The 23,377-nt window shown below is 51.0% G+C and carries 22 protein-coding genes; 11 read left to right on the forward strand and 11 right to left on the reverse strand.

From position 1 onward, the window contains the following. Window positions 1–226 precede the first annotated feature (226 nt). The 4 genes from ETV65_RS04815 to ftnA all read right to left on the reverse strand — a co-directional run bounded on the left by ETV65_RS04815 (window position 227) and on the right by ftnA (window position 2,531). Window positions 227–562, reverse strand: coding sequence for a YebY family protein (locus ETV65_RS04815; RefSeq protein WP_129951771.1), 336 nt, complete (start codon window positions 560–562; stop codon window positions 227–229). Window positions 563–611: 49 nt separating this feature from the next. Then, window positions 612–1,496 (reverse strand): copper homeostasis membrane protein CopD, encoded by an 885-nt coding sequence (copD, locus tag ETV65_RS04820; protein ID WP_129951772.1) that lies wholly within the window; start codon window positions 1,494–1,496, stop codon window positions 612–614. A 3-nt stretch (window positions 1,497–1,499) separates the two neighbouring features. Continuing rightward, a complete protein-coding gene (copC, locus tag ETV65_RS04825) occupies window positions 1,500–1,886 on the reverse strand; it encodes a copper homeostasis periplasmic binding protein CopC (protein WP_205951570.1) in 387 nt (128 codons plus the stop codon). 138 nt (window positions 1,887–2,024) lie between these two features. Beyond that, complete coding sequence (gene ftnA, locus ETV65_RS04830; protein ID WP_015697874.1) at window positions 2,025–2,531, reverse strand: non-heme ferritin; 507 nt, start codon at window positions 2,529–2,531, stop codon at window positions 2,025–2,027. A gap of 405 nt (window positions 2,532–2,936) precedes the next feature. Between ftnA and ETV65_RS04835 the strand changes: the two genes are divergently transcribed. Next, entirely contained in the window at window positions 2,937–3,167 is a 231-nt protein-coding gene (locus tag ETV65_RS04835; protein ID WP_013576177.1) for a DNA polymerase III subunit theta, read from the forward strand. 20 nt (window positions 3,168–3,187) lie between these two features. Here the strand turns inward: ETV65_RS04835 and pip are convergent, their stop codons facing one another. From pip to dbpA, 4 genes are all read right to left on the reverse strand, one after another. Further along, on the reverse strand, window positions 3,188–4,144 hold the full coding sequence (gene pip, locus ETV65_RS04840) for a prolyl aminopeptidase (RefSeq protein ID WP_129951774.1): 957 nt from the start codon (window positions 4,142–4,144) through the stop codon (window positions 3,188–3,190). A 437-nt stretch (window positions 4,145–4,581) separates the two neighbouring features. Then, the gene (locus ETV65_RS04845; protein ID WP_129951775.1) at window positions 4,582–6,630 is read right to left on the reverse strand and encodes a prolyl oligopeptidase family serine peptidase; all 2,049 of its coding nucleotides are present in this window, start codon (window positions 6,628–6,630) and stop codon (window positions 4,582–4,584) included. A 133-nt stretch (window positions 6,631–6,763) separates the two neighbouring features. Then, complete coding sequence (gene yebF, locus ETV65_RS04850) at window positions 6,764–7,129, reverse strand: protein YebF (RefSeq protein WP_129951776.1); 366 nt, start codon at window positions 7,127–7,129, stop codon at window positions 6,764–6,766. Between the two features lie 161 nt (window positions 7,130–7,290). Then, window positions 7,291–8,673 carry an ATP-dependent RNA helicase DbpA gene (gene dbpA, locus ETV65_RS04855; protein WP_129951777.1) on the reverse strand — a complete coding sequence of 461 codons (1,383 nt, stop codon included), beginning with the start codon at window positions 8,671–8,673 and terminating at the stop codon, window positions 7,291–7,293. 258 nt (window positions 8,674–8,931) lie between these two features. Here dbpA and purT point away from each other — a divergent pair, with 258 nt between their 5' ends. Then, window positions 8,932–10,110, forward strand: a complete 1,179-nt coding sequence (purT, locus tag ETV65_RS04860) for a formate-dependent phosphoribosylglycinamide formyltransferase (protein ID WP_129951778.1) — start codon at window positions 8,932–8,934, stop codon at window positions 10,108–10,110. 90 nt (window positions 10,111–10,200) lie between these two features. On the opposite strand, the gene ETV65_RS04865 is transcribed toward purT, so the two are convergent. After that, window positions 10,201–10,380 (reverse strand): YoaH family protein, encoded by a 180-nt coding sequence (locus tag ETV65_RS04865; RefSeq protein ID WP_129951779.1) that lies wholly within the window; start codon window positions 10,378–10,380, stop codon window positions 10,201–10,203. 161 nt (window positions 10,381–10,541) lie between these two features. Between ETV65_RS04865 and pabB the strand changes: the two genes are divergently transcribed. The 4 genes from pabB (at window position 10,542) to ETV65_RS04885 (ending at window position 16,138) form a co-directional block, all read left to right on the forward strand. Further along, on the forward strand, window positions 10,542–11,921 hold the full coding sequence (gene pabB / locus ETV65_RS04870) for an aminodeoxychorismate synthase component 1 (RefSeq protein WP_129951780.1): 1,380 nt from the start codon (window positions 10,542–10,544) through the stop codon (window positions 11,919–11,921). Further along, window positions 11,918–12,520, forward strand: a complete 603-nt coding sequence (locus ETV65_RS04875; protein WP_129951781.1) for a CoA pyrophosphatase — start codon at window positions 11,918–11,920, stop codon at window positions 12,518–12,520. Before pabB ends, ETV65_RS04875 begins: the two co-directional genes overlap by 4 nt. Before the next feature lie 207 nt (window positions 12,521–12,727). Continuing rightward, window positions 12,728–14,092 carry an L-serine ammonia-lyase gene (locus ETV65_RS04880; RefSeq protein ID WP_129951782.1) on the forward strand — a complete coding sequence of 455 codons (1,365 nt, stop codon included), beginning with the start codon at window positions 12,728–12,730 and terminating at the stop codon, window positions 14,090–14,092. A 453-nt stretch (window positions 14,093–14,545) separates the two neighbouring features. Then, a complete protein-coding gene (locus tag ETV65_RS04885; protein ID WP_129951783.1) occupies window positions 14,546–16,138 on the forward strand; it encodes an EAL domain-containing protein in 1,593 nt (530 codons plus the stop codon). Between the two features lie 76 nt (window positions 16,139–16,214). On the opposite strand, the gene ETV65_RS04890 is transcribed toward ETV65_RS04885, so the two are convergent. Then, window positions 16,215–17,774, reverse strand: coding sequence for a TerC family protein (locus ETV65_RS04890; protein ID WP_129951784.1), 1,560 nt, complete (start codon window positions 17,772–17,774; stop codon window positions 16,215–16,217). A gap of 592 nt (window positions 17,775–18,366) precedes the next feature. Here ETV65_RS04890 and manX point away from each other — a divergent pair. From manX to mntP, 5 genes are all read left to right on the forward strand, one after another. Next, window positions 18,367–19,329, forward strand: a complete 963-nt coding sequence (gene manX, locus ETV65_RS04895; protein WP_129951785.1) for a PTS mannose transporter subunit IIAB — start codon at window positions 18,367–18,369, stop codon at window positions 19,327–19,329. A gap of 90 nt (window positions 19,330–19,419) precedes the next feature. Further along, window positions 19,420–20,217, forward strand: coding sequence for a PTS mannose/fructose/sorbose transporter subunit IIC (locus ETV65_RS04900; protein ID WP_101077145.1), 798 nt, complete (start codon window positions 19,420–19,422; stop codon window positions 20,215–20,217). 11 nt (window positions 20,218–20,228) lie between these two features. Continuing rightward, entirely contained in the window at window positions 20,229–21,071 is an 843-nt protein-coding gene (locus ETV65_RS04905; protein WP_129951786.1) for a PTS mannose transporter subunit IID, read from the forward strand. A 108-nt stretch (window positions 21,072–21,179) separates the two neighbouring features. After that, a complete protein-coding gene (locus tag ETV65_RS04910) occupies window positions 21,180–21,638 on the forward strand; it encodes a DUF986 family protein (protein WP_129951787.1) in 459 nt (152 codons plus the stop codon). 212 nt (window positions 21,639–21,850) lie between these two features. Next, entirely contained in the window at window positions 21,851–22,423 is a 573-nt protein-coding gene (gene mntP / locus ETV65_RS04915; RefSeq protein WP_129951788.1) for a manganese efflux pump MntP, read from the forward strand. On the opposite strand, the gene rlmA is transcribed toward mntP, so the two are convergent. Then, entirely contained in the window at window positions 22,415–23,236 is an 822-nt protein-coding gene (gene rlmA / locus ETV65_RS04920) for a 23S rRNA (guanine(745)-N(1))-methyltransferase (RefSeq protein WP_129951789.1), read from the reverse strand. The two genes, mntP and rlmA, sit on opposite strands and share 9 nt — an antisense overlap. Between the last annotated feature and the right edge of the window lie 141 nt (window positions 23,237–23,377).

Consider the following 23,377-nt stretch of genomic DNA (forward strand, 5'->3'; position numbering starts at 1 on the left):
TTCCTATATTCGGTCTAGGGAAATGGCTCTTGGGAGAGAGCCGTGCGCTAAAAGTTGGCATTAATGCAGGCGGTTAAGCCGTACAACTTAAAGCGTAGACGACAGATGGCTATTTTCCACCCAGTTTGAAACATAGTGATAATAACAATGATGTATTATTTTCATTGTGTGACAACATACGCAAAACATGGAAGTTACATCAGTCATTTATCGTCGGCACGGCCATTCAGCAAAGTGATCTGGCTTTGGCAATAAAGGGAGCCAGACTCATTTTCTGTCCCGGATTCTGCGGGTCATCAAGCCAGATTTTCTCCAACGGCACGGCCTGGACCTGATGGTTTTTGACCTGCTCTTTCGCCACATCATTCAGAGGATATTGCGCCAGCGTACTGTCGTTAATCACATACAGCGCATTACCGGGGCGGCATTGCAGCATCACTTCTTCACGGGTAAAAGCCCAGGTTTTACCGTATTGCAGACGGCTGATCGTTTCCAACTGGGGTGCCGCGAAACTGCTGGCAGATAAGGTCAGCAGCACGCAGGCTAGCAGTGTTTTCCTCATGATTTTTCCTCGATGATATTTAATTCCTGATACCTGTCAGATAACCCGTTCAGCGCGGTGCCAGTGTGGCAAACACACTCACCAGCAGTAAAACACCCAGCGCCAGCCCCCATTCGAGCCAGGTCATCATGACAAAATAATGTTGTGCCCTGTCGGGATCTTTACTCATTAATGGCACCAGCCGGTAACGGTTAAACACAGCCACGGCCACCATCATCCCGACCATCAACACTTTGACCACCAGAAGGCGCTGGTAAAGTGATGTCATATCAGTCGGCCAGCGCTGTAAAATAATGGTCGTATTGATGATGCCGGTAAGGATAACCAGCGCGACGGCAGCCTGTCCCCAGAGCGAAAAACGGATAAGTGTGGCAAGCGCATACGGCCTTGCCGCAGGCTGTCGGGTATACCACATGCAAGTCAGTAACGGCAGTAAACACCCGAACCAGTAAGCCGCGCTGAGCAGATGCACCACATGATTGCTTCGCTGGATAACCCCGAGTATACCTTCATGCATCGCGGCATGGCCGACCAATGCCTGGCTCATCAGTAAACCGAATGAGCATAGGAAAACCAGCATATTCCGCACAGGCAGCCAGTCCATCAGAAGCACCAGCAACAGCGCGGCCATCAGTAATAAATGCCAGCGCCAGACTTCACCAAATGCCGTTGTTAACACCAGCAACCAGACATTCAGGTTCAGCGCATCGCCCCATCCGTTGCCCATCAGCGCAGCCTGAATCGCCAGCATACCGACCGAAGTCACAGCCGCGACAAAAGCAGAGCAGATCATCAGGGTCTGGTTTTTGCGCAGCAACACAGCTGAGAAACCGGCAGGTGTCAGCAGCGAACAAAAAACACTCAACCCAAAGATTTGCATCAGCGAAGCAAAATGCGCAAACCGACACAGAACGAAAAGTACAGTCAGACTCATCGCTTATTTAACAGTGAAGCTGTACTGACCGTGCGTTTTATGACCATCGACGGAGACAACGTTCCACGAAACAATATATTTTCCCGCATGCAACGCATCGGAGAGTGGCAGAACGGCCTGAGTATTATCATTCGCTGCCAGCGCCATTTTACCGGTTTTAACCGCTTTCTGGCTGGCATCCGTCAGGGTGATCTTGCTGAAATCAGGCTCGATGCCTTCACTGAATCCGAGAGACAGTTCAGTCGGGCTGACGGTTAAAACCGAATCTGCCGCAGGGGTTTCCGTTTTCAGATGAGCATGAGCAGAAGCTTGCTGTGAGATAAATCCGCTCAGCATAACGGCTGAGACTGTCAGGACACGGCAAAGAGAAGTGGTTTTTTTGAACACGATGATTCCTTGGCTTGCTTAACGATGAATTTATAACGCCGTCACTTTAGCGCAAACTGCCGTAAAACGTTTGCCAAAAAGACATAAAAAAACGCAGAGGCGGAAGCACTCTGCGTTTTTGTGGACACCCCTGATCGGAAATTAGCCTGCCGGGGTTTGTGCCACCATATTTTTGAGATCTTTATCAACGAAGAACAAACCGTTACCGGTATTGCTGACCAGTGCCAGTTTATCAAGGACAGATTTGAACAGCGTCTCTTCTTCATGCTGCTCAGCAACGTACCATTGCAGGAAGTTGAAGGAAGAATAATCTTTCAGAGTCATGGACAGATCAGCCAGTTCATTGATTTTCTGCGTGATCAGCTGCTCATGTTCGTAAGTTTGCTTGAACAGATCGGTCAGGGATTCAAAGGCAACCGGCGGAGCGGCAATCGCCCCCAGCAAAGGCAGAGCACCGGTATCGCTGACGTATTTGAACAGGCGATGCATATGGTCCATTTCTTCCATTGAATGCTGTTTCAGGAAAGCAGCGGCACCTTCGTAACCTTTGTCGCTGCACCATGCACTCATCTGCAAATATAAATTGGCAGAATAAAACTCGAGGTTCAGCTGTTCATTAAGCTGATCAATCATTTCTTTTTTAAGCACGGCACGGCTCCATAAATTAAATTAAAGCAGGTGGGGGATTTATTTATCTGCATTATGCCCGTATCAATACAAAATAAAAACACCCGATTCACATTAATATTCACCGCAATAACAATTTAATTTAATCCACTGATTTAATGAGTATTTTTAAAAAATAAAATATCCAAAAATGATAATCATTAACATACACAAGCGTATTAAAAAGGAATCATTCTTATTTGCGATATTAATTACCCCGCCTTATTGTAGATATTTATCATTTACCTTTTGTGAATGGTTCTTATTCACTCATTAGAATTATCCGCATTCTTTGTTAGCTGCGCGGAAATAAAAGCAAAATCGCAATATTCACGCTGACCCCAGCCTCGGGTACAATGTGGCAAAATCGATCATCAGGAAGCAGTTATGAGCATCAATCTGGCTGAAATCAGCAAAGAAGAAATGGATCGTATCAACGTCGATCTTGCGGCCTCCGCGGTGGCCTTTAAAGAACGCTACAACATGCCGGTTGTCGCTGAGATGGCGGAACGCGAGCAGCCTGCGCATCTGCGCACCTATTTTCGGGAACGGGTGATGTTTTATCGCGGGGAATCACATAAGTTCTCCCGCTTACCTTATGAGCCAAAGCAAAAGTAAACGGGAGTCGCAGGGGAAGGTTAGCGCCGCGCGGCGAAACGCTGGTTGGTACGGATCAGTTGATCGAGAATGCCGGGCTCGTCGAACGAATGACCAGCCCCCTCAATGATGTGCAACTCCGCTTCCGGCCATACCTGCGCCAGATCCCACGCATTTTGCACCTGGCATGCCATATCATAGCGACCATGCACAATGACGGCCGGAATGTGGCGAATACGTTCGACATTTTTCAACAACTGGTCATCACTTTCCAGAAAACCCAGATGCGTAAAATAGTGGTTTTCAATACGGGCAAACGCCAGCGCGAAATTGTCCTCACCAAAGGATGCCGCACCTTCCGCAGGCAGCAGCGTCACGGTTTCCCCTTCCCACAGGCTCCAGATTTTAGCGGCCTCAAGCTGAACAGCGCGATCGCCGGATGTCAGACGGGCCCGGTAAGAAGCAATCACGTTTTTACGTTCTTCTTGCGAAAGAATCGACAAAATACGTTGCCACTTTTCCGGGAAGAAACGGGAAGCCCCGTCCTGATAATACCAGGACAGCTCCTGCTTACGTAACGTGAAAATCCCGCGCAATACCATCTCACTGACATGTTCAGGATGCGTCTGAGCATACGCCAGCGCCAGCGTTGAACCCCATGAACCCCCAAACACCAGCCATTGGTCAACGCCGGCCATTTTACGCAAACGCTCAATATCTTCGACCAGATGCCAGGTTGTATTGTTTTCCAGACTGGCGTGCGGTTTTGAGCGTCCGCATCCACGCTGGTCAAACAGCATGACGTCGTAATCATTGGGATCAAACAATTGACGGTGTACCGATGAACAGCCGCCACCGGGCCCGCCGTGGAGAAATACTGCTGGCTTGCCTTTCGGGTTTCCGCTGCGCTCCCAGTAAATTTGGTGACCATCCCCCGTATCAAGCATGCCACTGGCATAAGCTTCCCTGGGCGGATACAACCCTTTTAATTTTGGCATGACATTTCCTGTTCTATTTGGCCAGTGTATTGATTGATGTGCATTCATCTTCATAACAGCGCATCGGCTAGCCCACGACAAGATGTTATGAGCAAAAATCGTTATTTTGCATGCCGTTCGCATACTTATCGTGCAGTTTCACTTACCGCCCCGGCCGTAACATCGATAAAGCAGCCAGGCAGGAGCGAAGAAAATTCACAAAGACGCTTGCAACCGGAGCGGTTTAAGCAGTAAATAGCAGAGCAACCCAATCCACCAGCTTTAAGAGAGGCGAATATGAGTAAAGGAATGGATAGCAAAAAAAATGCGAAGAAAAAGCCACTGAAGACCCCGGCCGAAAAAAAGGCTGAGAAAAAAGCCAAGAAAGCTTCTGCTTAACAATGGACTTCGTAGAATAAACCCGCCGAGAGCGGGTTTTTTTATTTCCCCTTCATACTTCAGCCCACAGAGGCGTTGTCTGCCAGGGCGAGCACAAAAGCATATTCCAGCGCGATATCTTCGTAAGCTTTGAATCGTCCGGATTTCCCGCCGTGGCCGGAATCCATATCGGTATGCATTAACAACAGGTTATCGTCGGTTTTGAGCTCGCGTAATTTTGCTACCCATTTTGCTGGCTCCCAGTATTGTACCTGCGAATCATGCAAGCCGGTGGTGACCAGCATATGCGGATAGGCCTGTGCGCGAACCTGATCATACGGGCTGTATTGCAGCATATAATCATAATATGCTTTGTCGTTCGGGTTGCCCCACTCGTCATATTCACCGGTGGTCAGGGGAATGGATTCATCAAGCATGGTGGTCACCACGTCAACGAACGGCACCTGCGCTACAATGCCGTGATACAACTCTGGCGCCTGATTAACGATCACCCCCATCAGCAATCCACCCGCACTGCCACCCATGGCGTAAACCTGTCCGGCGTCACCGTAGCCTTCCGCGACCAGTTCTTTGGTCACATCAATGAAGTCATGGAATGTGTTAAGTTTATTGAACAGCTTGCCATCGTCATACCATTGCTGGCCCAGTTCTGCGCCACCGCGGATGTGCGCCAGTGCGAAAACAAATCCTCTGTCGAGTAAACTCAGGCGGCTCCCGCTGAAAGCCGGATCCATACTGCTGCCATAGGATCCGTAACCGTAAACCAGTAACGGGTTTTCATTCGGCTTGAACAGTTCACGGCGATACACCAGTGACACCGGGACTTTCACCCCGTCACGGGCCGTAACCCAGACACGTTCGCTACGATAATTTGCCGCATCAAAATCTTTCACTTCCTGCTGCTTGAGCAACGTACGGTCATGCGTATCCAGATCGAGTTCAAACAGTGAGCTCGGCATAGTCATTGAAGAATAACCATAGCGCAGCAATGCGGTGTCCGGATCGGGATTATACGCCAGCCAGGTGGTATAGGTCGGATCGTCAAATGCCAGCGATTTTTCTTCCCCTGTTTTCCAGTGAATCTGACGCAACTGCGTCAGTCCCTGATGGCGTTCTTCCACCACCAGCCAGTCACGGAACAAGCTGAAGCCTTCAAGCATCACTTCGATACGCGGCGCAATCAGCGTTTGCCAGCGGGTTTCGACACCGTCTTCGCTTTTATATAAGCCGAAGTTTTTGCCATCTTTATTAGAGCGGATGTAAAAATGCCCGAGGTAATGATCGAGAGCATATTCATGATCTTTACGGCGCGAGAGGAATACCTGTGGTTTAGCCTGCGGATCATCGGCATCGAGCAGCAGTATCTCTGAGGTTGTGGTGCTGTCCAGATGGATCAGAATATATTTTTCTGACGTGGTTTTATCCAGTCCGACGTAAAACGTATCGTCTTTTTCTTCATATACCAGCTTGTCAGTTTTCGGATCGGTGCCGATCACGTGCCGGTAAACCTGATACGGCAACAGGGTTTTCTTATGTTTGCGGACGTAATACAGCGTTTGTGAATCGTTCGCCCACTCACTGCTGCCGGAGGTGTTTTTCAGCAGATCCTCCGTCCAGGTTTCATCATCGAGCTTTTTGATGCGGATGTCATACTGGCGGCGGGAAAGAAAATCTTCCGCCACCGCCATCAGCTGATTATTAGGGCTGATATCGAGACCGCCCAGCGTGTAAAACTCGCTGTCTTTGGCCCGCTCATTACCATCGATCAGCGTGCTCCAATTTTCATATTCTGCTGCAGGCTGGCGCAGATAAATGGCGTATTCGTTGCCCGGCTCATAACGGGTCTGATAGCGGTAACCATGTTTGACGTAGGGAACGGAATGATCCTGTTGCGCGATGCGCGCAACCATTTCGCCGTACAGGGTTTCGCGCAATGCCTGATGCGGTTGCATGGCCAGCCCGGTAAATTCGTTTTCGGCCGTCAGATAAGCCAGAACCTGAGGATCGGCGCGGTCATCATCACGCAGCCAGTAATAATTATCGACACGGTCATCGCCGTGGACGCTCAAAATTTGCGGGCGTTTTTCAGCCTTTGGAGGTGTCATCATCTCGGGATCTCTTTGTCCTCTTTGTGGTGTGATAAGAGTGACAGGTTTAGACGGGGAAACCAAGAGACGTCGATGCAGGGGAAATAATGCGTCCGCGAAGAAATCACGGACGCAATCAGAGCCTTAATACCGGCTATAACGGCGCGCTATAGCTGATTTCGCCTATCTGGCAGTTAAGGGTTACCTGGTAGGTTTTATCTGTGTGATCACCGCGCACGGTTAACGGGACATTCCATTTTGCATTACTGCCGCTGATGCTGTCAGTCACCACCCAGGCCACCGGCGTGGACGTCCCAAGCGCTTTTTTATCTGCATCCCAGCGCGGGATACGGTTTTGCAGGAAATCACGTTTAACCAGTGCAGCCACATCCTCTTTGGTTGCCGTGGAACAAGGCGTTACGGTTGCCGTTCTCACTTCAGGCTCATCGGCCTGCGCAATCTGGCTCAGCCCGCTCATGCCTGCCGCTGCGACCACAACGCCCAAGATTATCTTTTTCATCGTTCGTCTTCCCAGTCTTTGTCGTTCATTCAGTTGACCCTGCCGGACAATATCCCTACATAACGCATGGTCATAATGTGCGTTAGTTAATATAATCCTCAACAAGGCAATAACACAACATTAACAATAAGACGCCCGACATAAAGCGAAAAGAAACGCTGTTAACGCAAGATAATGGCTTTGCAGTTTTTGCCTTTGATCTTCCCTTCCTGCAAACGTTGCAACGCCTTCTTCGCGCTCTTCTGACGAATCGCAACGTAAGCGTGAACCGGGAACATATCAATTTTTCCCACTTCAGCGGCGGTCAGCCCGGCATCACCGGTCAGCGCGCCCAAAATATCACCGGGGCGGATTTTGGCTTTACGGCCACCGTCAATGCATAACGTTGCCATTTCAGGGTCAAGCGCCACCGGGGCCGCGGCCAGGGCCTGAGCGGCTGGCTGCCAGGTAAAGCGCTGACGCGTATAATCTTCCAGCGCTGTCACACGCGGCATCTCCTGCGGCGTGACCAGGCTGACTGCCAGTCCGCGGGTGCCTGCACGGCCGGTACGGCCCACGCGGTGAACATGAACTTCCGGGTCGAAAGACAGTTCGTAATTAATGACCAGACCCAACTGTTTGATATCCAGCCCGCGCGCGGCAACGTCTGTTGCCACCAGTACGCGGCAACTGCCGTTGGAGAACCGCACCAGTACGCGGTCGCGGTCGCGCTGCTCAAGGTCGCCGTTCAGCGCCAGGGCGCTGATGCCTTTCGCTGTCAGGGCGTCACACACCTCCTGACAGTCGCGTTTAGTGTTACAGAACACTACGCAGGAAGCAGGCTGATGCTGATACAGCACGGCGGCCAGCAGCAATAAACGCTGATGTTTGTCGGCTTCGATGAAAATCTGCTGGATATCCGCAATGTCATCTTCGCCTTCGATTTCTACTTTCAACGGCTGACGCTGGAATTTAGAACTGATACGCTCAATACCGTCGGGATAGGTAGCTGAAAACAGCAACGTCTGACGATCCTGCGGTGTATAACTGACCACATCTTCAATATCTTCGCTAAAACCCATATCCAGCATACGGTCCGCTTCATCCAGCACCAGCACTTTCAGTTCGTCCAGTTTCAGCGTGCCTTTACGCAGGTGCTCCTGAATACGGCCCGGCGTACCCACCACAATGTGTGGCGGATGGACCAGCGATTCAAGCTGTGGCCCGATAGCCTGACCGCCGCACAGAGTGAGGATTTTGATGTTTTGGGTAAAACGCGCCAGACGGCGTAATTCTTTGCTGACCTGATCGGCCAGTTCACGTGTCGGACACAGCACCAGCGCCTGAGCAACAAACTGCGAAACAATAATGCTGTTCAGTAAACCGATACCGAAAGCGGCTGTTTTACCGCTGCCGGTTTTGGCTTTGGCGCGGACATCCTGCCCCTGCAGGATGGCGGGCAATGATGCTTCCTGAATCGGGGTCATTTCGGTGTAACCCAGTTCATTCAGGTTAGAAAGTTGCTCAGCGGGCAATGTCAGGGCAGAAAAGGAATGCGTGCTCAAGGCGATAACTCTTTATGTGAGGCAAAAATCGGGGCAGCGGCAGGAAACCTGGCGCCATGGTTTGGCTAAATGATAACAGAGACGCCCGCCGGCTGCCTTAACCGACAGAAAATGGCTAAAAAAATCCTGTAAATTCCGCTTTTATTCCACGCCTGAATCAATCAATGGCACCGCGCAATCGTTTTCGCTGGCAATAATTTCAGATATACTTTGCACCGAAATTCTTATTTTCCCTCACACAGATCTGGGTACGAAGCTATGTTAACCATTGGTACTGCACTGCGCACCGGCGCCACCCGCGTCATGTTATTAGGCTCTGGCGAACTGGGCAAAGAAGTGGCAATTGAATGCCAGCGTCTTGGTCTGGAAGTGATTGCGGTTGATCGCTACGCCGATGCACCTGCGATGCAGGTTGCCCATCGCAGCCATGTAATTAACATGCTGGACGGCGATGCACTGAAACAGGTTATCGAAAGCGAACGCCCTGATTTTATCGTGCCGGAAATCGAAGCGATTGCCACCAGCATGCTGGTCGAGCTGGAAAAACGGGGCCACAACGTCGTGCCTTGTGCTGAAGCAACCCGCCTGACCATGAACCGCGAAGGCATCCGTCGTCTGGCAGCCGAAACGCTGAATCTGCCCACCTCCACTTATCAGTTTGCTGATGATGAAGCCTCTTTCCGTCAGGCGATCGACGCCATCGGCTACCCGTGTATTATCAAGCCGGTAATGAGTTCTTCAGGCAAAGGTCAGAGCCTGATCCGCGGGGCTGATCAGTTGCAGCCGGCGTGGGATTACGCCCAGCAAGGCGGCCGTGCAGGCGGCGGACGTGTCATTGTTGAAGGTCTGGTAAAATTTGATTTTGAAATCACCCTGCTGACTATTAGCGCCGTGGACGGCATTCATTTCTGTGCCCCTATCGGACACCGTCAGGAAGACGGCGATTACCGCGAATCCTGGCAGCCGCAGCAGATGACAGATCTGGCATTGCAACGCGCCAGGGATATCGCCGAGAAAGTCGTAAAAGCGCTGGGCGGTAAAGGTCTGTTTGGCGTTGAACTGTTTGTATGTGGCGATGATGTGATCTTCAGCGAAGTATCCCCCCGTCCGCACGACACCGGTATGGTGACGCTGATTTCTCAGGATTTGTCAGAGTTCGCCCTGCATGTGCGCGCATTCCTCGGCCTGCCGGTGGGCCATATCCGCCAGTTCGGCCCTTCCGCTTCTGCCGTTATTCTGCCGGAACTGACCAGCAGCAACGTGACGTTTACCGGCCTGGAAAATGCGCTGACCGGTTACAACCAGATCCGTCTGTTCGGTAAGCCGGAAATCAGCGGCAAGCGTCGTCTGGGTGTGGCGCTGGCAATTGCGGACAACGTTGAGGACGCCGTGGAACAGGCCAAACAGGCTGCGGCTGCGGTAGTCGTTAAAGGCTAAGCCATTTCCGACGCTGAGATGAAAAAAAACCGGACGCCTGAAAAGGGTCCGGTTTTTCTTTGCGGGAAAGAAGCTCCCCCGGCTCAGTACTTATTCGTCTTCGTCATCAAAAATGACGGTCACACGGTCGCCTTTATGCGTTTCGCGAATTTCTTCTGCTACGGTCGCAATGGCTTCGCCGCTGCTCATACCGGTTTCCATTAACTGGCGGATACGATCGGCGGCCTGTTCTTGTTCATGATGTGATAATGAAGGCATACCTGTCAGCATGGGAGTGTCCTGTTGTACGGGTGATAATGAAAGCCCGCGCAGTGCGGGGTTGCACAGTATACGCCTTATTAACGCAAATCGCCTGCGCTGCTTTCAGGCAGGCCGATCTGTGTTAGGATCCGAGAAAATACGTCATTGCGCCAGAGAAACCCGTATCCGTCATGCAATCCGCTCAGCCCGTTGTTTTCCATTCACTACCCTATCAGCCCGACGCATTAACCGAAGGGTTTGCGCCGCTTTCAGTTTTGCCATGGGCCATGTTGCTGCATTCCGGTTCGGCACAGCATCAGCATAATCGTTTCGATATTCTGGTCGCCGATCCGCTGATCACGCTCACCACACGTGGCGCGATAACACACATTGAGCACAACGGCATGACCGAAACGCGGGAAGAAGATCCGTTTGCATTACTGGAAGAGCAACTGACGGTAGCCGGTTTACAGGCAGAACGTACCGCAGATTTTCCTTTTCTGGGCGGTGCACTGGGCCTGTTTGGTTATGATCTGGGACGTCGTATAGAAACACTGCCGGAAACGGCTGCGCGGGATATTAACCTGCCGGATATGGCGGTGGGGATTTATAACTGGGCCCTGATTGCTGATCACCATTTACAGCGTCTGACGCTGATTTGTCACGGTGACATTTCTGAACGTTTAGGTTGGCTGACAGAGTATCAGCGCCCCGCTGCTCCCCGGGCATTTTTCCGTTTACATGCGCCATGGCGGGCGAATATGTGCCGTGAGGAATACGGTGAAAAATTCCGTAAGATTCAGGAATATATTCACAGCGGTGATTGCTACCAGATTAACCTGGCGCAACGGTTTTCAACAGAATACAGTGGCGACGAATGGCAGGCTTTCCTGCGCCTCAGTCAGGCTAACCGTGCCCCTTTCTCCGCATTTCTGCGTCTCGCGGAAAATGCCGTTCTTTGCCTTTCACCTGAGCGTTTTATCTGGCTTAAAGACGGGCAGATCCAGACCCGGCCAATTAAAGGTACTATGCCCCGCTGCGCAGATCCGACTGAGGATGCACGGCAGGCAGAACGGCTGGCCGCATCGGAAAAGGATCGCGCCGAAAACCTGATGATTGTCGATTTGCTGCGTAATGATATTGGTCGCGTGGCGATACCCGGCAGTGTAAGGGTCCCGGAACTGTTCGTAGTCGAGCCCTTCCCCGCCGTACACCATCTGGTCAGCACTGTCACCGCACGTTTGCCGGAAACCTGTCACGCCAGCGCCTTGCTGCGTGCCTGTTTCCCCGGCGGCTCGATTACCGGTGCACCCAAAGTACGCGCCATGGAAATCATTGAGGAACTTGAACCACAACGGCGCAACGGCTATTGCGGCAGCATTGCGTATCTGAGCTGCTGCGGCACGATGGACAGCAACATTACCATCCGCACGCTGCTCACCGCGCAGGGTAAAATTTACTGCTGGGCGGGCGGCGGGATCGTCGCAGACAGTCAGGAACAGGCGGAATATCAGGAAACTTTTGATAAAATCGCCCGTATTCTGCCCGAATTAGGAGACATACAGCCGTGACGCTGCAGGCACAACACACGCCCTTACCGACGTTTTCACCTGCTGTGGAAGATTTCATTCTGCGTTTTCAGTTGCAGCCGCCGCGCAGGCCCGCTGCAGCCTTGCGCGGAACCCGCCATGCTGCTGTGTTGATACCGATTATCTGCCGTCCGGAACCCACCCTTTTACTGACACGCCGCGCCGATCAGTTGCGTAAACACCCCGGTCAGGTAGCGTTTCCGGGGGGTGCAGCAGATGCGACCGATGCATCCATTATTGCGACCGCATTACGTGAAGCACATGAAGAGGTCGCGATCCCGCCTGAACAGGTTTATGTATTAGGAACATTATCACCGCAGGACAGCAGCAGCGGTTTCCAGGTCACACCGGTTATCGGACTGCTGCCTGTGGATGTTCCGCTACATCCGGCTGAAGATGAAGTTGCCGAATTGTTTGAAATGCCGTTGCGGGAAGCGTTTGATCTGACACGTTATTACCCTCTGGATATTCACCGCCGAGGCATTCATCACCGGGTGTATCTATCCTGGTATCAGCAGCAATTTGTCTGGGGACTGACGGCGGGAATCATTCGTCAGTTGGCCCGGCAGGTTGAAGCCTGAGCCCGCTGATTACATTTCGATCACACTTTTGCATCAAATAAGTTTATTTCATGCGAAAAATGAAACTTTTGCCTCTCAGCCCTTTTAAACTATAAGTCTATCCATAGGAATAAGAGACCCGTCCATAAAGACAGTCTCTGATGTTTTTTCATTTATGGAAGCCAGGGATCCCGTTCCCTGCCGCAATCTATTACAGGAGTATTCGACGTGATTAGCGTTTTCGACATGTTCAAGGTCGGGATTGGCCCTTCCAGTTCCCACACTTTGGGCCCGATGAAAGCAGGGAAACAGTTCGCTGATGATCTGCTGGAAAAGGGCATGATGCCTGCCGTTACGCGTGTCGCCGTGGACGTTTTTGGTTCTTTGTCACTCACCGGTAAAGGCCACCACACTGATATCGCCATTATTTTAGGTCTGGCGGGTAACCAGCCAGATACCGTCGACATCGACGGCATTCCCCATTTTATCCGCGACGTTGAGCAACGAGAGCGCCTGCCGCTGGGCGGAACCCACCATGAAGTCGATTTCCCACGCGATACCGGTATGGTGTTCCGCGGGGAGAATTTGCCACGCCATGAAAACGCCATGCAGATTCACGCTTTTGCTGGCGACAAAATGATTTACAGCAAGACCTATTACTCAGTCGGCGGCGGCTTTATCGTGGATGACGAGCATTTCGGTCAGCCGGTGCTGGATGAAGTGACCGTGCCCTACAGCTTTAATTCGGCCAGTGAAATGCTGGCAAAATGTAAAGAAACCGGATTGTCATTATCCGGTCTGATGATGAAGAATGAGCTGGCGCAGCACAGTAAGCAGGACATCGAGCAGTATTTTGAGAAAATCTGGCACACCATGCAGGCCTGTATTGATCGCGGCCTGAACACCGAAGGCGTTCTGCCCGGCCCGCTGCGGGTACCGCGTCGGGCTTCTGCCCTGCGCCGGATGCTGGTGTCTAACGATAAACTCTCCAGTGATCCGATGAACGTGATCGACTGGGTGAATATGTTTGCCCTCGCGGTTAACGAAGAAAACGCGGCAGGCGGACGTGTCGTGACGGCACCAACCAATGGCGCATGCGGCATTGTGCCTGCGGTGCTGGCGTATTATGACCAGTTCATTCAGTCGGTCAGTCCGGACATTTATCTGCGCTATTTCCTGACTTCCGGCGCTATCGGTATCTTGTATAAAATGAACGCATCGATTTCAGGCGCAGAAGTCGGCTGTCAGGGTGAAGTCGGGGTAGCCTGTTCAATGGCGGCGGCAGGCCTGACGGAATTGTTGGGCGGCAGCCCGGAACAGGTGTGTGTCGCGGCCGAAATTGGTATGGAACATAATCTGGGATTAACCTGTGACCCGGTTGCCGGACAGGTTCAGGTGCCCTGCATAGAACGCAATGCTATCGCGTCAGTAAAAGCCATTAACGCTGCCAGAATGGCGTTACGCCGTACCAGTGAGCCGAGAGTTTCACTGGATAAAGTCATTGAGACGATGTATGAAACCGGTAAGGATATGAATTCCAAATACCGGGAAACCTCACGCGGGGGTCTGGCGATTAAGGTTCAGTGCGACTGATTCGGTCAAAAATGAGATTTTCCTGCGGTATGTTCAGGTTGTATAATTTTCGACCTGCATACCACAGGAAATACCCCCTGGCGGGTAGCCAGCAGCAATAAAACCTTCGCTAACAACAACCCGTTGTATTATCAATAAAAAAGGGTAGTGAGACTTGCATTATACCCTGCAGGTACGGCATGCTGATTTCCGCCTGTTTTTCCCAGTCCGAACCTCTTCTTATTACATCTGCTAAATGTCGGAAATGGCCAGGAAAAACCCAAGTGACACTGTCACCTGCACTATTTTTTTGATTTGAACAGAGAAATATACGGAGTTTGCTGCAACTCAGGCCGGGCGGCAGACGATTTACAGCGACTCTCTATAAAAACGAAATGGCTGTTACGCATCGGTAACCCTTTAAAAATAATAATTTTGAGCCTGCATTTAACACGGGATAAAAGGATTAGAACGATGCTGTTCTCCCAGACCGGACTTGCGAAATATCGTTACTATCGCATTGCGCTCGCCAGTGCGATGGGAATATGTACGCTGCTTCTCACGCTGGGCATTCGTATCTACGAACAAGCTCAGGTTATCGCCAAAGATCAGCAGCGGGTAGCGTTTCACACCGTTGAAAAACTGGAAAAATTGCTTGAGCCCGCATCTCCGGCCGGCAAAGTAATGCCTTTCGATACCACGCTCAGCTGTAACGTGCTGCAGCCCTTGTTGCAACAAACCGTTGCACGGATGCAAACATTGCGTTCAATCAGTCTCGTCAGCAACGGCATTATTACTTGTTCAAGCCTGGTAGGTTCGCTGGATCTGAATTTTAACGACACCCTGCCTGCGTTCGCACAAGGCAAAACCCAGCTTGAGTTACGCGCGTCGAAATGGAGCCGTGTCGATACACCGACGCTGGTTTTATGGCATCCGGCGGCACCGGATAATCTTAACGGCGAACTGTTTATCTATAACATCGGCATCTTGTCGAATTTCCTGCTGGAACCCCAACCGCCTTATGCCAGCCACATAGTCCTCAACGTCGGGCAGCGAAATCTCGAATACGGCAAAAAGGCCATCGCCAGTTCCAGCGCCTTGCCGCAACCGCCTCTGCTGAGTGTCCGCTCGGGAAAATATGATTTTTCGGTCTCTATTTATGGAGATCAAGCCAGCACCCTGGCATGGAAGGAACTCTTTTCACATCTGCCGCTGTCAGTTCTGATAAGCCTGCTGACAGCAACAGCCGTTTATCTGTTCTCAGGCAGCCGCATCAGCCTGGCTTATCCGATCAGCCACGGCATTTCCAAGCGCGAGTTTAAAGTCTATTGCCAGCCCATTATCAACAGCACGGACGGCCGCTGTATCGGGGTGGAAACGCTGATGCGCTGGAAGAACCGCCGTCAGGAATGGGTATCGCCTGACGTATTTATCCCTCTGGCTGAACAGCACGGCTTAATCATTGCACTGACACGCTATCTTATTAAGACAGTCGCTGAAAATTTGTCAGTCTTTCCTGCAACGCCGGGTTTTTACGTCAGTATCAATGTTGCAGCACAGCACTTCACGAATATGGAAATTGTTGATGACATCCGAAAGCTGTGGCTTCCGGCGCAGCCATCAGTTTCTCTCATGCTGGAACTGACGGAGCGGACACGGTTACAGGAATTACGTGCTGCCGAAATTTCACAATTAAAAGAAATGGGAATTCTGCTGGCCATTGATGATTTCGGGACAGGCCACAGTTCACTGAGCTATTTAAAAACCCTTAATCCCGATGTGCTGAAAATCGATCAGGCTTTTACGGCTTCAATTGGCACGGATGCGATTAACGCAACCGTCACGGATACCATCATCACGCTGGCGCAGCGCCTCAATTTGAAGCTGATTGCCGAAGGTGTGGAAACCCGTGAGCAGGTGGATTATCTGCGTGAGCGCAGGGTTGACTCCTTACAGGGCTATTATTTTGCCCGCCCGATGCCTATTGATGTGTTCCCGATCTGGCTTGAACGGTATAAAAAATCAAGGCAGAACATGGAATTGCAGGATAAGACAGATCCGACCTGAAGAAGAAAATCAGTTTTATCCGACGCAAAAAAACGGCGACCTGAGTCGCCGTTTTACATCCCGAAATAAATCCCCGTTACTGGTCTTCATCCCATTTTTCGTCGGATGTCAGATGCCTGATACGCACCCGTTCAATACGGTATTCCGACACTTCAAGGATTTCAAAGTGCAGTGATGCCATTTCAATCACTTCCCCCACAACCGGCATCTGGCCTGATTTCGACAGCAGCAGCCCGGCAAGAGAAGCAAAGTCGTCGTCCGCATTCACCAACGTTTTGACGTCCAGAATTTGTTGCAACAGGTGTAAATCCGTTCCGCCTTTAGCAATCCAGGCATCACCATCAGCCACGACGTCCGGTGTTTCATCTTCGTCCGGGAATTCGCCTGCGATAGCCTCCAGTACGTCCAGCGGCGTCACCAGCCCCTGAATTACACCAAATTCATTACTGACCATCACCAGAAGCCCTCTGGCTTTGCGCAAAACCGCCAGCAGTTTGATGACATCCATTGTTTCCGGCACCACAATCGGCGGCGTTCTTTCCGCAAAAGCAATAATGCTTTCACCGTTTTCCAGCGCCACCAGCAGGTCTTTCGCGCGTACCACACCGATCACATCATCCAGCGAATAACGGCAAATCGGAAACAAACTGTGCGGTGTATCGAGAAGCTGACTGCGGATTTCATCCGGTGACTTCTCGCAGTCTACCCAGGAAATTTCGGTACGTGGCGTCATGATACTGCGCAGGGAACGTGACGCCAGCGTCAGTACGCCGGTGATCATATGCCGTTCTTCTTCAGCAAAGGTTTCACTGACCGGCACGACATCGCCATCAGGTTCATCTTCATGCTCATGCCGGCGTTTTCCGCCCATCAGTCGCTGAATGGCTTCCGCTGTACGTTCACGCATCGGGCGACTGGACTGGCTTTTCAGGAAGTTACGGCGCGCAATCTGGTTGAACAATTCAATCAGGATGGAGAAACCAATTGCAGCGTACAGGTAACCTTTCGGAATATGGAATCCGAAGCCTTCAGCAATCAGACTCAGGCCGATCATCAGCAGGAAGCTGAGACACAGCACCACCACGGTCGGATGGTTATTCACGAAGCGAGTCAGTGATTTGGACGCCAGCAGCATCACGCCCATCGCGATCACTACCGCAGTCATCATCACGGCCAGATTATTCACCATACCCACCGCAGTGATCACCGCGTCCAGCGAGAATACCGCGTCGAGCACCACGATCTGCGCCACTACAGCCCAGAAACTGGCGTAGCCTCGGTTCGGTGTGCCCTGCCCGTCATGCCCTTCCAGCCGCTCATGCAGCTCGGTAGTGGCTTTGAAAAGCAGGAATATCCCCCCGACTAACAAGATCAGATCGCGGCCTGAGAAACTAAATTGCGCAATACTGAACAGCGGTGTGGTCAGTTTCACCATCCAGGAAATCAGTGACAGCAAACCTAAACGCATGACCAATGCCAGCGAGAGGCCGATAATACGGGCTTTATCACGCTGCTTCGGCGGCAGTTTATCGGCAAGAATCGCGATGAAAACCAGGTTATCGATGCCCAGAACAATTTCCAGCACGACAAGCGTCAGCAAACCGACCCAGATTGAAGGGTCCATCAAAAATTCCATATCAGACTCCGCAATGAGTTAAAGAAAAAAGACGCACGAAAACGCGATACACCAGGCTGTCAGATGACCGTCCGGAGGTATGGGCTGCATAAAAAGCAGATGAAAGCGGTTTCAGTGCGGCAGAAATCAGGCCCATCGGGGCAGATTTGCCAGTAAAAATGAGGTGAAAAAGCGAAGGATAGCGACGTCGGTGACAGTCCATAGGGTGGGCTGAGGCCCGGTACTCCTGTTCAATTATTCGGAAAATCACTCTATCAGGAATGATTATGTGAAGAAAGAGTGTTTTTTTACCTCCGGCATCAATTTGAAACATCTATGCTGTTTTAATGTGCAATGTGAAACCGTATTCACAATACGTCTTTCAATAACGGACAGTCGTCACAAAAATTATTTTTTCGCACACTAAAATAAATCACGTCGCACAACCCGATGAGGTTCTGCCATTTTACAGTTTTGCAGTCTTATCAGAAATTAAGGAAAGTCAGGAAGCAGGGAATGCCCTGTCCGCCTCAGGAATAAAAACGGGCGGATATCATCAGCACCATTACTTATGTGCATAACTCTTTCCGAGAGTTAACAGAGGAGGTAGCGAGTGAGTATTGCTATTATCATCGGCACGCACGGGTCAGCGGCTGAGCAGTTGCTGAAAACAGCGGAAATGATTTTAGGTGAACAGGATAATGTCGCCTTTATTGATTTCGTTCCCGGCGAGAACGCCGAAACCCTGATCGAAAAGTACACGGCAAAGTTGGGCGGTTTAGACACCAGCAACGGCGTCCTTTTCCTGGTCGACACCTGGGGTGGCAGCCCGTTCAATGCCGCCAGCCGTATTGTTGTCGATAAAGAAAATTACGAAGTTGTCACCGGTGTTAACATCCCGATGCTGGCAGAGACTTTCATGGCCCGCGATGACAACCCTTCTTTTGCAGAACTGGTCGCCATTGCAGTGGAAACGGGGCGTATCGGCGTAAAAGCGCTGAAAACACCGGAACCTGCAGCTCAAGCCCCTGCCGCCGCTCCGGCGCCGAAAGCAGCCGCTCCGGTGCAACCTGCCGGCCCGAACGATCATATGAAGATCGGCCTTGCCCGAATCGATGATCGTTTGATCCATGGCCAGGTCGCGACCCGCTGGACCAAAGAAACCAACGTGACCCGCATTATTGTTGTCAGCGACGAAGTGGCTGCCGATACCGTGCGTAAAACGTTGCTCACTCAGGTTGCCCCTCCTGGTGTTACCGCACATGTTGTCGATGTTGCGAAAGCTATCCGTGTTTGGGATAACCCAAAATACGCGGGTGACCGCGTTATGTTGCTGTTCACTAACCCGACAGATGTTTTACGTCTGGTTGAAGGAGGTGTGAACATTACCTCCGTAAATATCGGGGGTATGGCCTTCCGTCAGGGCAAAACTCAGGTGAATAACGCCGTGTCTGTCGACGAAAAAGATATCGAAGCATTCAGGAAACTGAATGAAAAAGGTATCGAACTTGAAGTGCGCAAAGTCTCTACTGACTCACGCCTCAAGATGATGGATCTCATTAATAAAATGAATTAATAAGCGCATTGCTGTTGGCAGATTCCCTCAACGTTATCTGTCTGGTGTGCCTGTTTATACTCAGCGTCCTTTGGTCATAGGAGAAGTGCAATGGAGATCACCACACTACAAATTGTGCTGATATTTATTGTTGCATGTATTGCCGGGATGGGTTCAATCCTGGATGAATTTCAGTTTCACCGTCCGTTAGTCGCCTGTACCTTGATCGGTTTTGTTCTTGGTGATGTGAAAACCGGGATCATCATCGGCGGTACTCTGGAAATGATCGCACTTGGCTGGATGAACATCGGTGCTGCTGTCGCGCCAGATGCCGCCCTCGCCTCTATCATTTCTACCATTCTGGTTATCGCAGGCGGACAATCCGTCGGCGCGGGTATCGCACTGGCGATCCCGCTGGCAGCTGCAGGCCAGGTATTAACCATCATCGTTCGTACCATCACCGTCGCCTTCCAGCACGCAGCGGATAAAGCGGCTGAAAAAGGGAATCTGAACGCGATTAGCTGGATCCACGTTTCAGCACTGGTTCTGCAGGCAATGCGTATCGCCATCCCTGCCGTGATTGTTGCTGTTTCCGTGGGTACTGCGATTGTTCATGACTTGCTGGCATCTATCCCTGAAGTGGTCACCAACGGTCTGAACATCGCCGGTGGTATGATCGTCGTGGTAGGTTATGCCATGGTCATTAACATGATGCGTGCTGGCTATCTGATGCCATTCTTCTACCTCGGTTTCGTGACTGCTGCATTCACCAACTTCAACCTGGTTGCACTGGGTGTGATTGGTGTGGTGATGGCGGTTCTTTACATCCAGTTGAGCCCGAAATACAACAAATCCGCGCAAGCGGCGGCGGCACCGGGTGTTAACGATCTCGATAACGAATTGGATTAAGGGTGAAGGACATGGTTGATAAAACTGAAGTTAAAAAACTCACGGCCAGCGATATTCGCGGTGTGTTTATGCGCTCCAACCTTTTCCAGGGGTCATGGAACTTCGAACGTATGCAGGCGTTAGGCTTCTGCTTCTGTATGGTTCCTGCAATTCGTCGTCTGTATCCTGAGAATAACGATGACCGTAAAGCGGCCATCAAACGCCACCTGGAATTCTTCAATACCCATCCTTACGTTGCTGCCCCGGTTCTGGGTGTGACGCTGGCGATGGAAGAACAGCGTGCCAATGGTGCACCTATCGACGACGCGGCCATCAACGGCCTGAAAGTCGGTCTGATGGGGCCTCTGGCCGGTGTGGGTGACCCGATCTTCTGGGGTACTGTGCGTCCGGTGTTTGCTGCATTGGGGGCTGGTATCGCCATGACCGGCAGTCTGCTGGGTCCGTTGCTGTTCTTCGTTCTGTTTAACCTTGTACGCCTGTTGACCCGCTACTACGGTGTGTCTTATGGCTACAAAAAAGGTGTCGATATCGTTAACGATATGGGCGGCGGCTTCCTGCAAAAACTGACTGAGGGGGCGTCTATTCTCGGCCTCTTTGTCATGGGGGCGCTGGTTAACAAATGGACGCACGTTAACATTCCGCTGGTGGTGTCGAAAATCACTGACCAGACGGGCCATACCACCGTCACCACGGTACAGAGTATTCTGGACCAACTGATGCCGGGTCTGGTGCCATTGCTGCTGACCTTCGGTTGCATGTGGCTGTTGCGTAAGAAAGTGAATGCGTTGTGGATCATCGTTGGCTTCTTTGCCATCGGTATCTTCGGTTACTGGATTGGCCTGTTAGGTCTCTGATAACCTTCAAAGCCGGGGGAAATTTTCCCCCGGCTTTTTTATTTCTGCTATTGATATCTTTGTGATTTTCATTTTGTTTTGGCCTGATGGCTGTAAGCCGGAGTTTTCATGTCTGTAACCGATATCGTCCTCGCCCTCTTTACTCTCCTGTTACTTGCCTACGCTATCTATGACGAATTCATCATGGGCACACGCAATGGCAAAACGCGCCTGCGGGTCAACCTGCGCCGCCGCAACAGACTCGATTCGATTATCTTCATCGGTCTTCTGGCTATCCTTCTCTATAATAATATCCATGCGAATGGCACCGCTATTACCAATTATTTATTGATCGGCCTGGGGCTGATTGCTTTTTATCTCTCTTTTATTCGCTGGCCAAAAATACTGTTCAAACCGGAGGGGTTTTATTTCGCCAACACCTTCATCACCTATGATCGGATCCGCAGTATGAATCTTTCGGAAGACGGCATCCTGGTATTTGAATTAGAACAGAAAAAGTTATTAATACGTGTAAACGAACTGGATGACCTTGAAAAAATATACAAAATTATGGTTAATAATCAATAACTTACAATAAATACACGCATTGTTGATTATAGCACAATGCATACTTACGAGAGATTTAATTAACCTTACCCTTTAAAGGGTCGTTAATTACGCTGTCCCTGAAATTCTATTCCCCTCCAAACTACAGCGTTATTTAAAACCCTATTTTATTTGGTGTTGTCCCCGATAAAAAGAGTGTGGTAAGGTTTCGCCGTCATTTGGGGGCTACTCTCGTGAATATATCCGCTACGCTTATTCTTGCTTTTGGCATGTCTATGGACGCCTTCGCTGTGTCAGTCGGTAAAGGGGCTACCCTCGACCGTCCCTGCTTTCGGGAAGCCTTTCGTACGGGCCTTATTTTTGGTGTTATAGAAGCCATCACACCGCTGATTGGCTGGTCTCTGGGACTGGTAGCCAGCCGGTACATCATGCAATGGAGCCAGTGGGTCGCATTTACCCTGCTGTTGATTCTGGGTGTACGCATGATCATCGAAGGGCTGAAAAATAAGCCGGAAGAGAACCTGACGACGGCAACCCGTCATAGTTTCTGGATCCTGGCGGCTACAGCTGTCTGCACCAGCCTTGATGCGTTGGCGATCGGTGTGGGTTTAGCCTTTCTTGATGTGAACATCATACATACCGCGCTGCTCATCGGTATGGCGACCACGGTGATGTCAACGCTTGGGATGATGCTCGGACGTTTTATCGGCCCGCTGCTAGGCAAATGGGCCGAAATTCTGGGAGGTGCAGTGCTGATCGCAATAGGATTAAACATCCTGCTGGAGCATCTGGGTTATTTACGCTGAGGGACGCTGATGTATTCTGATGAGAAAGTCTGTCTCGCATTCAAAGGCCGTCTGAGCCTTTAAGCTGGTCATCACTGCTTCTGTCGCCCGCCATGCGAATGGCGTCATCTGCAATAAATTAAATGCCTCTTCTCCGGAAAGCCTCATGCCATAGGCGAGTGTTTCAGTGCTTATCCGGTCAAAACCTTCCAGCCGTTCATCAAGATCAGTGTGCAGTTGTACATCCTGATAAATCAGCCCTTTCAGTTGGTATAAGTGACGCGGCCCTGGCGCCACCGTGATCACCAACCCGCCCGGTTTTATCGCCCGGTACAATTCCTGCGTCTTACAGGGTGCATAAATGCGAATAACTGCATCCAGCGAACCATCAGCAAAAGGCAAGCGATGGCTGGAGGCCACACAAAATGACACATCGCGATATCGTCTGGAGGCATAACGGATGGCAACTTTCGCCACATCCAGCCCGAAAACTCTCAACGCACGCTGCGGCATCAGCCTCTCAGCGAATGCTGCCGTGTAATACCCTTCCCCGCAGCCAATATCCAGCAATGTGTCTGCAGTTTGCGGGATGGCTTTATCAAGAATATCAGTCAGACGGTCCCGCAGAGGCTGATAGTGTCCGGCATCCAGGAATGCACGACGTGATACCATCATCTCTGTGCTGTCACCGGGCTGCTTTGAACGTTTATGCTGCACGGGCATCAGATTGACGTACCCCTCTTTCGCATTATCAAACTGATGATTAGCCGGACAACGCCATTGCTGACCGGTCAGCGTAAGCGGCTGGAAACAAAGCGGGCACTGATAAGTCATGCGGAAAACCTGCAAGAAAAGTCTGAGGGAGCGAAGATTCGCAATAGTGTTAAGTCTAAAGAAGGTGTTCCGGTGTTGCAACAGCTGGAAAATCCCGTTCAAAGGCGGCTACACTGGTTCCATAACATTTTTCTAACGAGA

Source organism: Rahnella sp. RFA10(1/100) (genome assembly GCF_004195115.1).
GTDB lineage: Bacteria > Pseudomonadota > Gammaproteobacteria > Enterobacterales > Enterobacteriaceae > Rahnella > Rahnella perminowiae.

Bases quoted from the DNA above. Each gene is read 5' to 3' on its own strand.
- pabB (WP_129951780.1), top strand. From the start codon at position 10,542: ATGCAATCCGCTCAGCCCGTTGTTTTCCATTCACTACCCTATCAGCCC.
- yebF (WP_129951776.1), bottom strand. From the start codon at position 7,129: ATGAAAAAGATAATCTTGGGCGTTGTGGTCGCAGCGGCAGGCATGAGC.
- pip (WP_129951774.1), bottom strand. From the start codon at position 4,144: ATGCCAAAATTAAAAGGGTTGTATCCGCCCAGGGAAGCTTATGCCAGT.
- purT (WP_129951778.1), top strand. From the start codon at position 8,932: ATGTTAACCATTGGTACTGCACTGCGCACCGGCGCCACCCGCGTCATG.
- ETV65_RS04865 (WP_129951779.1), bottom strand. From the start codon at position 10,380: ATGCTGACAGGTATGCCTTCATTATCACATCATGAACAAGAACAGGCC.
- ETV65_RS04905 (WP_129951786.1), top strand. From the start codon at position 20,229: ATGGTTGATAAAACTGAAGTTAAAAAACTCACGGCCAGCGATATTCGC.
- rlmA (WP_129951789.1), bottom strand. From the start codon at position 23,236: ATGACTTATCAGTGCCCGCTTTGTTTCCAGCCGCTTACGCTGACCGGT.
- ETV65_RS04910 (WP_129951787.1), top strand. From the start codon at position 21,180: ATGTCTGTAACCGATATCGTCCTCGCCCTCTTTACTCTCCTGTTACTT.
- ETV65_RS04900 (WP_101077145.1), top strand. From the start codon at position 19,420: ATGGAGATCACCACACTACAAATTGTGCTGATATTTATTGTTGCATGT.
- ETV65_RS04885 (WP_129951783.1), top strand. From the start codon at position 14,546: ATGCTGTTCTCCCAGACCGGACTTGCGAAATATCGTTACTATCGCATT.
- ETV65_RS04845 (WP_129951775.1), bottom strand. From the start codon at position 6,630: ATGATGACACCTCCAAAGGCTGAAAAACGCCCGCAAATTTTGAGCGTC.
- ETV65_RS04815 (WP_129951771.1), bottom strand. From the start codon at position 562: ATGAGGAAAACACTGCTAGCCTGCGTGCTGCTGACCTTATCTGCCAGC.
- ETV65_RS04835 (WP_013576177.1), top strand. From the start codon at position 2,937: ATGAGCATCAATCTGGCTGAAATCAGCAAAGAAGAAATGGATCGTATC.
- ETV65_RS04890 (WP_129951784.1), bottom strand. From the start codon at position 17,774: ATGGAATTTTTGATGGACCCTTCAATCTGGGTCGGTTTGCTGACGCTT.
- copD (WP_129951772.1), bottom strand. From the start codon at position 1,496: ATGAGTCTGACTGTACTTTTCGTTCTGTGTCGGTTTGCGCATTTTGCT.